A 13,083-nucleotide genomic window follows, 5' to 3' on the forward strand; every position below is an offset into this window, starting at 1 on the left:
TGATCGGACGCGTAACTCGCGTGATCGAAGGCGTAACTCGCGTGATTGGACACCGCACTCGGAGTTACGCCCCTGATCACGCGAGTTACGCGTCCGATCACGCGGACCTCACCGCGGCGCCGTCGTGGCAGGTAGCGGACCGGAGCCCTCCGGCCACCGCACCGGCAGTCCCTGGTGGACACCGTTCATGAAGCGCTGCCACACGTCGGCCGGGATGGTCCGGCCGGTCAGCTTCTCCCCGGCGGCGTCCCGCATCCGGCGCGGCTCGTCGGAGCCGACCCAGACCGCGGTCGCGAGCTGCGGCGTGTACCCGACCGCCCAGCCGCCGGCGTTGTCGTCCGTCTCGTTGTACTGGAAGTCGCCGGTCTTCAGCGCCGCCGGACGGTCCTTCAGGCCGGTGGCCAGCACCTGGCTCATCGTGCCCGCGATCCGCCGGCTCAGCGTCTCGTCGTCCTTGAACGCGGGTGCCCTGTCCGGCGGCCGTTCCCACACGATTTCGCCGTTCTCGTCCCGGATCTTCGACACCAGATGCGGGGTGGCGCGCAGACCGCCGGCGGCGAAGGTCGCGTACGCACCGGCCATGTCGCTGGGGCGCAAGGGATACCGGCCGACCGCGATCCCGGCGCCGATCAGGAACCCGTCCTTCTCGCGCAGGGTCACCACGCCGTCGACGGTCTCGGGGATTCCGGCCGAGCGAGCGCCGTCGCGGACCGCCTCCGCGCCGAGTTTCTTCGCCAGGTCGACGAACGGGCCATGAGCGCCCCGCCCCATCGCCTCGCGCAGGGTGCACTTCCCGGATTCACCGCACTGGTCCTCGAATTTGAAGGTTTCGCCGAGGAAGTCGACCGACGCGGGCGCCTTCAGCGGCTCGTCCACGTTCACCCCCCGTTCGAGCCCGGCCGCGAGGAGGAAGGGCTGAAAAGCCGAGCCGGTGCCGTACGGGGTGCCTGCGTAGTCGTGCACGCTCCAGCCACCGCCGTTGTAGGCGCGGATGGCGCCTGTCCCGGGCTCGACGGCGACCAGCGACGCGCGGAAGTGCTCCGGTTGCCCCTTCAACCGCTCCTTGACCGCCTTCTCGGCTTCGGCCTGCGCTCGCGGATCGATGGTCGTCTCGACCTTCATCGCGCCGCCGCGGAGCCGGTCGAGCGGGTAGCCGACCTGTTCCAGTTCCGCGAGCACCTGCTGCTTGATGTGGTACTGCTCGTAGGTCACGCGACCCGCCCGGGTCTCCGACGGCGCTTGGATCGCGTCCTCCGGATAGGTCATGGTGACCGCTTCGGCCTGACTGACGTAGCCGCGCGCGACCAGTTTGTTCATCACATAGGACCAGCGCTTCATCGCGTGCTCGTGGCTGGAGGCGTACGGGTCGTGCACCGAAGGCGACTGGATCATGCCCGCGAGGAACGCCGCCTCACTCCAGGTCATCGAGTCGTCGAGCTTACGGCCGAAGTAGGCGTTCATCGCCGACGCCGGGCCGTAGGTGCCGCGGCCGAACGAGATGATGTTGACGTAACTCTCGAAGATCTCCTTCTTCGTCTGCTGCTGGGTGATCTTCGTGGCGAGTACCAGCTCGGAGAACTTGCGGGTGAGGGTGGCGTCCTCGTTGCCGGTGGACTTCTTGATGTACTGCTGGGTGATCCCCGAGCCGCCGCCGACGCCGGTCACCAGCGCGCGGCCGAGCCCGGTGAGGTCGAAGCCCTCGTTGTCCCAGAAGGTCGGGTCCTCGGTCGCGACGATCGCGTCGCGCAGTTTCGCGGGGATGGCGTCGTACGACACGAACAGGCGATCGCCGCCGGGCGGGACCACCTTGAGCAGTTCGGAGCCGTCGGCGTTCTGCAGGACGACGGTCTTGTCGAGGTCGGCGAGGACCTCTTCCGGGCTGCGGACGTCGAGCAGGACGTACGCGAGCCCGAACGCGACGACGGGGATGCCGATCAGCAGGCCGAACGCCCAAGCGGCGATCCTGCGCCACCTGCGCTTCCCGCTCTTCGGCTCGGGAGTGGCCGTGGTCTCCGACTCGGGTGCGTCTGCCTCATCCGGGTTCTCCACGCCAGGTTAGACGCCCGAACGAGTGAAAAGGTTGTGGGAAAATCACCGAATCGAGTCCGGCTCCGGTATGCCACCTGTCTCGCACCCCAGTGTTCCCCATGTCGCTTTTGGGACGCTGAGCGGCTCGAGTGCGACACGGCAACACTTGCAGGGATCGCGACTTGAAGAATTCTTCATTTGATAATGTGGCCATGTGCCCGTTCCTCTGTACCAGGCCAAAGCGGAGTTCTTCCGCATGCTGGGCCACCCAGTCCGGATCCGTGTGCTCGAACTGCTCGCCGAGGGCCCGAGGGCCGTCCGCGAACTACTCGCCGAGATCGAGGTCGAACCATCCAATCTCTCGCAGCAGCTTGCCGTCCTGCGCCGATCGGGAATCGTCACCTCGACGCGGGAAGGGTCGACGGTCGTGTACGCGCTCGCCGGCGGGGACGTCGTCGAGCTCCTGCGGGCCGCCAGGCGCATCCTCACCGAGTTACTGACCGACCAGAACACCCTCCTGGCCCAGCTACGCGAGGCGGAGTGACGTCGTGGCAGGTGTGAGGCTCTCGGAATTGCGCTCGCTCCTGCCCGGACGCGAAGACCTGCGCACGCTCAAACGCGCTCCGCGGCGCGATCTCATGGCGGGCCTGACGGTCGCGATCGTCGCGCTCCCGCTGGCGCTCGGTTTCGGCATCTCCTCCGGGCTCGGGGCCGAAGCCGGGCTCGTCACCGCGATCGTCGCCGGTGCGCTGGCCGCGGTCTTCGGCGGCTCCAACCTCCAGGTGTCCGGGCCGACCGGGGCGATGACCGTGGTGCTGGTGCCGATCATGGCCACGCACGGAGCGGGCGGCGTGCTGACGGTTGGCCTGCTCGCCGGTTCGCTGCTGCTCCTGCTCGCGGCCGCCCGCGCCGGCCGGTACATGCGCTACGTGCCGACGCCGGTGGTCGAAGGGTTCACGCTGGGCATCGCCGGCGTGGTCGCTCTGCAGCAGATTCCCTCCGCGCTCGGTGTCGTCACCCCGGAGGGGGACAAGGTCGCCGTCGTCGCGGCGAAGGCGGTGGCCGATTTCGCCGGGCACCCGTCCTGGCCATCGATCGCGATCGCGGCCGGGGTCACCGCTCTGATGCTGCTCGGCGCCCGATGGCGGCCGTCGATCCCGTTCTCACTGGTCGCGGTCGCGCTCGCGACCCTCGTGAGCCATTTCGCGCAGCTGCCCGTCGCCCGCATCGGCGCCCTGCCCAACGGCCTTCCCGCGCCCTCGCTGGACTTCCTGGACCTGTCCGCCTTGGGCGCGCTGATGCCCTCCGCGGTCGCGGTCGCCGCGCTGGCCGCGCTCGAAAGCCTGCTGTCGGCCACGGTCGCGGACGCGATGAGCGTCAACGAGAGGCACGACCCGGACCGGGAACTCTTCGGGCAAGGCCTCGCGAACCTCGTCACCCCGCTGTTCGGCGGTGTACCCGCCACGGCGGCGATCGCGCGCACCGCGGTCAACGTCCGCGCGGGCGCGAAGTCCCGGCTGGCCTCGTTCACCCACGCGATGGTGCTGGCGGTGATCGTCTTCGCGGCCGCGCCGCTGGTCGCCACGATCCCGATCGCGGCACTCGCCGGGGTGCTGCTGGCCACGGCCGTCCGCATGGTCGAGGCGGGCTCCGTCCGCGCGCTGCTGCGCTCCACCCGGCGTGACGCGCTCGTGCTCGTGCTCACCGCGGCCGCGACCCTGATCCTGGACCTGGTCACGGCGGTCATCCTCGGCCTCGTCGTGGCGGGCGCGCTCGCGCTGCGGGCGATCGCGAAGGCGGCCCGTGTCGAGGAGGTGCCGCTCGACCACGCCGATCACGCGGCCGAGGAACGAACGCTGCTGGACGAGCACATCGTCGCGTTCCGGCTCGACGGCCCGCTGGTCTTCGCCGCGGCCCACCAGTTCCTGCTGGAGCTGTCCGAGGTGGCCGATGTGCGGGTGCTCATCCTCCGGATGTCGCGGGTGTCGGCCATCGACGCCACCGGCGCCCTCGTCCTGCGCGACGCCATCGAACGCCTGGAACATCGCGGGATCACGGTCCTCGTGTCGGGTATCAAACCCGGTCACGAGAAGGTGCTCGACGAGCTCGGCGTCGCGGACCGGCTCCGCGCGGAGGGCCGGGTGTTCCCGGATACGCCGCACGCCATCGACTTCGCACACGCGCTGCTGACCTCAAGCGAGGAAGGCGCGAAGCAGTGACGCGGTCCCTTCGACGTGCTCCGTCATCGCCCGGCGGGCCGCCTCGGAGTCTCCGGCGAGGATCGCGTCGACGATGGCCTCGTGCTGCGCGTTGGAGTGCTCCAGGTTCGGTTCGAGCAGCGGGATCATGTCGAGCAGCTGGTTGACCCGCATCCGCGCGTCCGCCATCGCCGTGGTCAGCGAGCCGGACGCGGTGACCTCGGCGATCGCCAGGTGCAGCCGCGAATCCTTGCGCCGGTAGTCGCCGACGTCGGCCGCGGCCGCCTCGGCGAGCGTGCTGGTCAGGTGCTGCCGGTCGGCCGGGCTGAGCGAACGTGACGCCGCCATCTCGGCGGCGCCGGTCTCCAGGACGTGCCGCAGGCCGAGCGCGTCCTCCAGGGTGGCGTTGTCGATCTTCCGCCCGTCGGTGGCGGGCGGGTCGGGCAGGGCGTCGTTGACGAACGTGCCGCCGTAACGCCCGCGCCGCGACTCGACGTAACCCGCGTCGGACAACGCGCGGATGGCCTCACGCAGCGTCACCCGGCTGACCCCGAGCCGCTCGGCGAGCTCGCGTTCCGAGGGCAGCCGCTCCCCCGCGCCCACCACGCCCAGCCGGATCGCCTGGAGCAGCCTTTCGACGGTCTCCTCGAAGGCGTTGCCCGCGCGCACCGGGCGGAACAGCGCGTCACCCGCTTTCGACTCCACCACTCGAGTTTAGGCCGCCCGCAATTCGTCCTCTGGATGCGGTACTTGCGTGTGCAACTACCGCATCCAGAGGACTAAATGCCGGGCGTCAGCATTCGATGACGTTCACGGCGAGGCCGCCGCGTGCGGTCTCCTTGTACTTCACGCTCATGTCGGCACCGGTCTCGCGCATCGTCTTGATCGCCTTGTCCAGCGTCACGACGTGCGAACCGTCGCCGCGCATGGCCATCCGCGCGGCGTGGATCGCCTTCGACGCGCCGACGGCGTTGCGTTCGATGCACGGGATCTGCACCAGCCCGCCGACCGGGTCGCAGGTCAGCCCCAGGTGGTGCTCGACACCGATCTCGGCGGCGTTCTCCACCTGCGCGGGTGAACCGCCGAGGACCTCGGTGAGCCCGGCGGCGGCCATGGCGCTGGCCGAGCCGACCTCGCCCTGGCAGCCGACCTCGGCGCCCGAGATCGAGCCCGTCTGCTTGAGGATCGAGCCGATCGCGCCCGCGGTGAGCATGAACGTCACGATGCCGTCGTCCGACGAGCCCCGGATGAACCGTTGGTAGTAGTGCAAAACGGCCGGGATGATCCCCGCCGCGCCGTTGGTCGGCGCGGTGACGACGCGGCCGCCCGCGGCGTTCTCCTCGTTGACCGCCAGCGCGTACAGGCTCACCCAGTCCATCGCGTACAGCGGGTCGCCGACGCCGTCCTCGGCGAGGAGCTTCTCGTGCAACGCCTTCGCGCGGCGCGGCACCTTCAGCCCGCCCGGCAGGACGCCCTCGTGCTCGCACCCGTTGCGCACGCACTCCACCATGACCTGCCAGATCTCCAGCAGACCCTCGCGGACCTCCTCACGCGTGCGCCACGAAAGCTCGTTGCGCAGCATGATCTCGCTGATCGGCAGTCCGGTGTCCTCGCAGTGCTTCAACAGATCCGCACCGGTACGGAACGGGAACTCCAGCCGGGTCGAGTCCTCGACGACGACGGTGTCGGTCTCATAGGACTCGTCGCGCACGAAGCCACCACCGACGGAGTAGTAGGTGCGCTCGCGCAACACCTTCCCGTCGGCGTCAAACGCGCGGAAGATCATCCCGTTCGGATGCGCCGGCAAGGACTTCCGCCGGTGCATCGTCAGGTCGGTGTCCTCGGTGAACACGATCTCGTGCTCGCCGCGCACCTTCAGCCGGCAGGATTCCCGGATCTCCGCGATCTTGCCGGGCACGGTGTCGGTGTCGATCTCCTCCGGACGCTCCCCCGACAGCCCGAGCAGCACGGCCTTGTCACTGCCGTGCCCGAACCCGGTCGCGCCGAGCGAACCGAAAAGCTCGCTCTGGACACGCGTCGTGGCGGAAAGGTCGCCGTCGGCGGCCAGACCGTCCACAAAGGTCAGTGCGGCGCGCATCGGGCCCACCGTATGGGAGCTGGAGGGGCCGATGCCGATCGAAAACAGGTCGAAGACGCTGATCGCCATTGATCTGCCCTCCTTCCTATCTGGCCAGCAGTGAGCTGGCTTCTTGGGCCGCGGGCCCTTCGGCGGCGAGATGGGCCAAGTTCTCCGACAGCGCTTCGCCGCGGTGGGCCTTCGTCTGGGCGAAAAGGCGACCGGCCCGATACGACGAGCGTACGAGCGGCCCGGCCATCACACCAGCGAAGCCCATCGCTTCGGCTGCCTTCGAATGCTCGACGAACTCTTCCGGCTTGACCCACCGATCCACCGGGTGGTGGCGAGGCGACGGCCGCAGGTACTGGGTGATCGTGAGGATCTCGCAGCCCGCGTCGACCAGGTCCTTCATCGCCGGAGCCACCTCCTCCGGCGTCTCACCCATACCGAGGATCAGGTTCGACTTGGTCACCAGACCGGCCTCACGCGCCCGGGTGATGACTTCCAGCGACCGCGCGTACCGGAAACCCGGCCGGATCCGCTTGAAGATCCGCGGCACCGTCTCCACGTTGTGCGCGAGCACCTCGGGGCGGGAGCCGAAGACTTCGGCGAGCTGGTCGGGATCGGCGTTGAAGTCCGGGATCAGCAGCTCGACACCGGTGCCCGGGTTCAGCGCGTGGATCTGGCGCACGGTCTCCGCGTACAGCCACGCGCCGCCGTCTTCGAGATCGTCACGCGCGACACCGGTGACCGTCGAGTAGCGCAGGCCCATCGCCTGGACACTCTCGGCGACCTTGCGCGGCTCGGTCCGATCCAAAGCCGACGGCTTGCCCGTGTCGATCTGACAGAAATCACAGCGCCGCGTGCACTGATCCCCACCGATCAGGAACGTCGCCTCACGGTCTTCCCAGCACTCGTAGATATTGGGACAACCGGCTTCTTCGCAGACAGTGTGGAGGCCTTCACGCTTGACCAGCCCCTTGAGCTCCGTGAACTCCGGACCCATGCGCGCACGGGTCTTGATCCACGGCGGCTTCTTCTCGATCGGCGTCTGCGCGTTGCGGACCTCCAGCCGGAGAAGTTTGCGCCCCTCGGGGAGCGCGCTCATCGGCCGAGGTCCGCGTACAGCGGGTGCTTCTTGGCCAGCAGTTCGACCCGGGCGGACAGCGACTGGCGCAGATCCTCGTCGAAGTCCGGGCGCAGCGCCTCGGCGATGATGTCGGCCACCTCGGCGAAGTCCTCGGCGCCGAAGCCGCGGGTCGCGAGCGCCGGGGTGCCGATCCGCAGGCCGGAGGTGACCATCGGCGGCCGCGGGTCGAACGGGACGGCGTTGCGGTTGACCGTGATCCCGACCGAGTGCAGCCGGTCCTCGGCCTGCTGACCGTCCAAAGTGGAGTTGACCAGATCGACGAGCACCAGGTGCACGTCGGTCCCGCCGGTCAGCACGCGGACACCGGCTTCGGTGCAGTCCGTGCGCGAAAGGCGATCGGCCAGGATCTTCGCGCCTTCGAGCACGCGCTGCTGACGCTCGCGGAACTCCTCGCTCGCGGCGATCTTGAGCGCGACCGCCTTCGCGGCGATGACGTGCTCCAGCGGGCCGCCCTGCTGGCCGGGGAACACGGCCGAGTTGATCTTCTTGGCGAGTTCCTGGCGGGACAGGATGATGCCGCCGCGCGGTCCGCCGAGGGTCTTGTGCGTGGTCGTGGTGACGATGTCGGCGTAGGGCACCGGGCTCGGGTGCAGGCCCGCGGCGACGAGACCGGCGAAGTGCGCCATGTCGACCATGACCTTCGCGCCGACCTCGTCGGCGATGCGGCGGAACTCGGCGAAGTCCAGCTGACGCGGGTACGCCGACCAACCGGCGATGATCAGCTTCGGCTTGTGCTCCTTGGCGAGGCGCTCGATCTCCTCGATGTCGACGATCCCGGTCTCTTTGTCGACGTGGTAGGCGACGACGTTGTAGAGCTTGCCCGAGAAGTTGATCTTCATCCCGTGGGTCAGGTGCCCGCCGTGCGCGAGGTCGAGACCGAGGATGGTGTCGCCGGGGTTGAGCACCGCGACCATGGCGGCGGCGTTGGCCTGCGCGCCCGAATGCGGCTGGACGTTGGCGTGCTCGGCGCCGAAGAGTGCCTTCGCGCGGTCGATCGCCAGCTGCTCGATGACGTCGACGTGCTCACAACCGCCGTAGTAGCGGCGGCCGGGGTAGCCCTCGGCGTACTTGTTCGTCAGCACCGAACCCTGCGCCTCGAGCACGCCCACCGGGGCGAAGTTCTCCGAGGCGATCATCTCCAGGGTCGACTGCTGCCGGTCGAGTTCGGCCGCGACGGCGGTGGCGACCTCGGGGTCCACTTCGGACAGGGCAGCGTTGAACATCTCAGTTCTCCTGGGTCAGGACGGCGTACGCCTGGGCGTCGAGCAGGGCGGGCACGTCGCCGGACAGACGCACCTTCAGGAGCCATCCTTCGGCGTACGGGTCCGAGTTGATGAGCTCGGGGGTGTCCGTTGTGGCCTCGTTCACCTCGACGACCTCGCCGTCCACGGGTGCGTACAGCTCGCTGACCGACTTGGTCGACTCGACCTCGCCGAACACCTCGCCCGCGGTGACGGTGTCGCCGACCGAGGGGAGCTGGACGAACACGATGTCACCGAGCGATTCGGCCGCGAAGGCGGTGATACCCACGGTGGCGACGCCGTCGGCGACGTTCAGCCACTCGTGTTCCTTCGTGTACTTCAGGTCCTGGGGGATGCTCATGATCGAAAAGGCCTTTCAGGCGCGGGAGTAGAAGGGCAGGGCGACGACCTCGACGGGCTCGACACGGCCCCGGATGTCGACGGAAAGCTCGGTGCCGGGCTCGGAGTGCTCCCGGTCCACGTAGGCCATGGCGATCGGGTAACCCAGCGTCGGCGAGAGGGCACCGCTGGTGACCTCGCCGATCTCGGTCTCGCCCGCCAGGACGGTGTAGCCGTGACGCGGCGCGCGGCGGCCGGAGCCCTTGAGCCCGACACGCACGCGGGGAACGTCCTTCTTGGACAGCTCTTCGAGTGCGGCCTTGCCGACGAAGTCGTTCGGCTTCTCGAACTTGACCACGCGGCCGAGCCCGGCCTCGAAGGGGCTCAGCTGGAGGCTGAGTTCGTTGCCGTACAACGGCATTCCCGCTTCGAGACGCAGGGTGTCGCGGCAGGCGAGGCCGGCCGGGAGCAGGCCGTGCGGCTCACCCGCGTCGGTCAGGATGCGCCAGACGGCGGGAGCCTCGCCGGCCGGGACGTACAGCTCGAAGCCGTCCTCACCGGTGTACCCGGTGCGGGCGAGCAGGACGTCGTGACCCTTCACGACGGCCGGGACGCTCGCGTAGTACTTGAGCGCGCCAAGGTCGGCGTCGGTCACGGCGCCGAGGATCTCGACCGCCTTCGGACCCTGGACGGCGATCAGGGCGACGTCCTCGGACTTGTTCTCGACGACCGCGTCGAAGCCCGAGACCCGCTCGGCCAGCGCGTCCGCGACCACGGAGGCGTTGCCCGCGTTGGCCACGACCAGGAACTTCTCCTCGGCGAGGCGGTAGACGACCAGGTCGTCGAGCACGCCGCCGTTCTCGTCGCAGATCATCGTGTAGCGCGCCCGGCCCGGCTTGACGCCGGACAGGTTGCCGACCAGCGCGAAGTCGAGCGTGTCGGCGGCCTGCGGGCCGGTCACCTCGATCTCGGCCATGTGGGAGAGGTCGAACAGGCCCGCGGCCTCGCGGACCGCCTTGTGCTCCGCCAGTTCGCTGGAGTAGCGGATCGGCATCGACCAGCCCGCGAAGTCGGTGAACAGCGCACCCAGTCCTTTGTGGACTCCGTGCAGGGACGTCTCTTTCGACATCAAGTGCCTCAGTTCTCGTAGGCGTTGAGCGGCGGGCAGGAGCAGACGAGGTTACGGTCCCCGCGCGCACCGTCGATGCGGCGCACCGGGGGCCAGTACTTGGACTTGCGGTTCACCCCGGCGGGGTACACCGCCAGTTCACGGTCATACGGCAGGTCCCAGTCGCCGACGAGGGTCTCGGCGGTGTGCGGGGCGTTGCGCAGCGGGCTGTTGTCCGCGGCCCACTTGCCCTGCGCGACGGCGTCGATCTCCGCGCGGATGGCGATCATCGCCGCGATGAAACGGTCGATCTCGCCGAGGTCTTCGGATTCGGTCGGCTCGACCATCAGCGTGCCCGCGACCGGGAACGACATGGTCGGGGCGTGGAAGCCGTAGTCGATCAGGCGCTTCGCGACGTCGTCGACGCTGACGCCGGTCTCCTTGGTGAGCCCGCGCAGGTCGAGGATGCACTCGTGCGCGACCAGGCCGTCCTGTCCGGTGTAGAGCACCGGGTAGTGCTGGTTGAGGCGCTTGGCCACGTAGTTCGCGGCGAGCACGGCGACCTGCGTCGCGGCGGTGAGCCCGCCCGCGCCCATCATGCGGACGTACGCCCACGAGATCGGCAGGATCGACGCCGAGCCGTACGGGGCCGCGCTGATCGGGCCGACACCGGTTTCGGGACCGGCCTTCTCCAGCAGCGGGTGGTTCGGCAGGTACGGCGCGAGGTGCGCGCGGACCGCGACCGGGCCGACGCCGGGGCCGCCGCCACCGTGCGGGATGCAGAAGGTCTTGTGCAGGTTCAGGTGCGAGACGTCGCCGCCGAACTCACCCGGCTTGGCGAGCCCGAGCAGCGCGTTGAGGTTCGCGCCGTCGACGTAGACCTGGCCGCCCGCGTCGTGGACGATCTTGGCCAGCTCGTCGATGCCGTGCTCGTACACGCCGTGCGTGGACGGGTACGTGACCATGATCGCGGACAGCGTGTCGCGGTTGGCCTCGACCTTGGCCCGCAGGTCTTCGAGGTCGACGTTGCCCTCGTCGGTGCACTTGACCACGACGACGCGCATCCCGGCCATGACCGCGGAGGCGGCGTTCGTGCCGTGGGCGGACGACGGGATCAGGCAGACCTCGCGCTCTTTCTGCCCGTTCGCGTGGTGGTACGCGCGGATCGCGAGCAGGCCGGCGAGCTCGCCCTGGCTGCCCGCGTTCGGCTGCAGCGACACCTTGTCGTAGCCGGTGACCTCGGCCAGCCAGCTCGACAGCTGCTCGACCAGGGTGTGGTAGCCCTCGGCCTGGTCGGCGGGGGCGAACGGGTGGATCCCCGCGAACTCGCGCCAGCTGATCGGCTCCATCTCGGTGGTGGCGTTGAGCTTCATCGTGCAGGAGCCGAGCGGGATCATGCCGCGGTCGAGCGCGTAGTCCAGGTCGGACAGGCTGCGCAGGTAGCGCAGCATCGCGGTCTCGGAACGGTGCGAGTGGAAGACCTCGTGGGTCAGGTAGTCGCTCTCGCGGCTGAGGCCGGCGGGCAGCGCCTTGGTGCTTCCGGCCTGGTTCTCGACACCGAACGCGTTGAGCACCTTGGCGATGATCGCGGGCGTGGTGACCTCGTCGACGGCGATGCGGACGTGGTCGGCGTCGACCGGGCCGAGGTTGATCCCGTTCTCGCGAGCGACCGCGACGACCGCTTCGGCCTGTCCGGGCATACGGGCGAGGACGGTGTCGAAGAAGCCCTCGTGGACGACCTCGACGCCTGCCGCGCGCAGCGCGTCGGCCAGGCCGGCGGCGAGCCCGTGGACGCGGGTCGCGATGCGCTTGAGGCCGTCCGGACCGTGGTAGACCGCGTACATCGCGGCGAGCACGGCGGGCAGGACCTGCGCGGTGCAGATGTTGGAGGTGGCCTTCTCGCGGCGGATGTGCTGCTCGCGGGTCTGCAGGGCGAGGCGGTACGCGGGGTTGCCGTCGGCGTCGACCGAGACCCCGACCAGACGGCCCGGCAGCGAGCGTTCGAGCCCGGCGCGGACGGCCATGTACCCGGCGTGCGGACCGCCGTAACCGAGCGGGACGCCGAAGCGCTGGGTGGAACCGGCGGCGATGTCGGCACCGAACTCACCCGGCGCGGTGATCAGGGTGAGGGCGAGCAGGTCGGCGGCGACGGTGTACAGCGCGCCGGCGGCCTTCGCGGTCTCGGAGATGGCGGAGTAGAAGCCCGCGCCGCGCAGCACGCCGGAAGCGCCCGGGTACTGGACGACGACGCCGAAGAACTCCTCCGGCAGGCCGGTGAGCAGGTCACGGACCTCGACCTCGACGCCCATGGCCTCGGCCCGGGTGCGCACGACGGCGATGGTCTGCGGCAGACATTCGGCGTCGAGGACGACCTTGTTCGACTTCGCCTTCGACGCGCGGCGCATCAGCATGACGGCCTCGGCGACGGCGGTGGACTCGTCGAGCAGGGAGGCGTTCGCGGTGGCGAGACCGGCCAGCTCGGAGACCATGGTCTGGAAGTTGAGCAGCGCTTCGAGGCGGCCCTGCGAGATCTCCGGCTGATACGGCGTGTACGCCGTGTACCAGGCCGGGTTCTCCAGCACGTTGCGGCGGATGACCGCGGGGGTGACCGTGTCGTGGAAGCCGAGACCGATCATCTGGGTCATCGGCTTGTTGAGTGCGGCGAGCGCGCGAAGCTCGGCGATGGCGTCCTCTTCGGACGCGGCGGGGGGAAGTTCGAGGTCGCGGGTGACCCGGATCGCGGACGGCACGGCGGCCTGCACCAGGGCATCGAGACTGCCGTAGCCGACCTCGGCGAGCATCTTGGCCTGCTCGGACTCCGAGGGGCCGATGTGCCGGTCGTCGAAGGACGTACTGGTCAAGGGAGCTCCTTGGGTCAGGCGCCGGATAGACCGGTGCGCTGGGAACTCCCCCTCTGTCATGGCACCTGAGAGTTTCACCAC

10 protein-coding genes are annotated in these 13,083 nt (G+C 69.3%); 2 read left to right on the plus strand and 8 right to left on the minus strand.

All coding sequences use genetic code 11. From position 1 onward, the window contains the following. Positions 1–108: 108 nt before the first annotated feature. Positions 109–2,049, minus strand: a complete 1,941-nt coding sequence (locus ACZ3HL_RS11190) for a transglycosylase domain-containing protein (protein ID WP_465530373.1) — start codon at positions 2,047–2,049, stop codon at positions 109–111. Positions 2,050–2,242: 193 nt separating this feature from the next. On the opposite strand from ACZ3HL_RS11190, the gene ACZ3HL_RS11195 reads away from it, so the two are divergent. Both ACZ3HL_RS11195 and ACZ3HL_RS11200 read left to right on the plus strand, forming a co-directional pair. Then, complete coding sequence (locus tag ACZ3HL_RS11195) at positions 2,243–2,572, plus strand: ArsR/SmtB family transcription factor (protein WP_465413678.1); 330 nt, start codon at positions 2,243–2,245, stop codon at positions 2,570–2,572. Between the two features lie 4 nt (positions 2,573–2,576). Next, on the plus strand, positions 2,577–4,247 hold the full coding sequence (locus ACZ3HL_RS11200; RefSeq protein WP_465530375.1) for a SulP family inorganic anion transporter: 1,671 nt from the start codon (positions 2,577–2,579) through the stop codon (positions 4,245–4,247). Here ACZ3HL_RS11200 and ACZ3HL_RS11205 read toward each other — a convergent pair. The 7 genes from ACZ3HL_RS11205 to gcvP all read right to left on the minus strand — a co-directional run bounded on the left by ACZ3HL_RS11205 (position 4,221) and on the right by gcvP (position 13,002). Continuing rightward, on the minus strand, positions 4,221–4,931 hold the full coding sequence (locus ACZ3HL_RS11205) for a FadR/GntR family transcriptional regulator (RefSeq protein ID WP_465413682.1): 711 nt from the start codon (positions 4,929–4,931) through the stop codon (positions 4,221–4,223). The genes ACZ3HL_RS11200 and ACZ3HL_RS11205 overlap by 27 nt on opposite strands. Positions 4,932–5,019: 88 nt before the next feature. Further along, positions 5,020–6,393 carry an L-serine ammonia-lyase gene (locus ACZ3HL_RS11210; RefSeq protein WP_465530377.1) on the minus strand — a complete coding sequence of 458 codons (1,374 nt, stop codon included), beginning with the start codon at positions 6,391–6,393 and terminating at the stop codon, positions 5,020–5,022. 16 nt (positions 6,394–6,409) lie between these two features. After that, on the minus strand, positions 6,410–7,411 hold the full coding sequence (lipA, locus tag ACZ3HL_RS11215; protein ID WP_465530379.1) for a lipoyl synthase: 1,002 nt from the start codon (positions 7,409–7,411) through the stop codon (positions 6,410–6,412). Beyond that, positions 7,408–8,676, minus strand: a complete 1,269-nt coding sequence (gene glyA, locus ACZ3HL_RS11220) for a serine hydroxymethyltransferase (RefSeq protein WP_465413687.1) — start codon at positions 8,674–8,676, stop codon at positions 7,408–7,410. Before glyA ends, lipA begins: the two co-directional genes overlap by 4 nt. Position 8,677: 1 nt before the next feature. Further along, positions 8,678–9,055 carry a glycine cleavage system protein GcvH gene (gene gcvH, locus ACZ3HL_RS11225; RefSeq protein WP_016336369.1) on the minus strand — a complete coding sequence of 126 codons (378 nt, stop codon included), beginning with the start codon at positions 9,053–9,055 and terminating at the stop codon, positions 8,678–8,680. 15 nt (positions 9,056–9,070) lie between these two features. Next, the gene (gcvT, locus tag ACZ3HL_RS11230) at positions 9,071–10,162 is read right to left on the minus strand and encodes a glycine cleavage system aminomethyltransferase GcvT (RefSeq protein ID WP_465413690.1); all 1,092 of its coding nucleotides are present in this window, start codon (positions 10,160–10,162) and stop codon (positions 9,071–9,073) included. An 8-nt stretch (positions 10,163–10,170) separates the two neighbouring features. After that, positions 10,171–13,002 carry an aminomethyl-transferring glycine dehydrogenase gene (gene gcvP / locus ACZ3HL_RS11235; RefSeq protein WP_465413692.1) on the minus strand — a complete coding sequence of 944 codons (2,832 nt, stop codon included), beginning with the start codon at positions 13,000–13,002 and terminating at the stop codon, positions 10,171–10,173. Between the last annotated feature and the right edge of the window lie 81 nt (positions 13,003–13,083).

Source organism: Amycolatopsis sp. NPDC000009 (assembly GCF_055563465.1).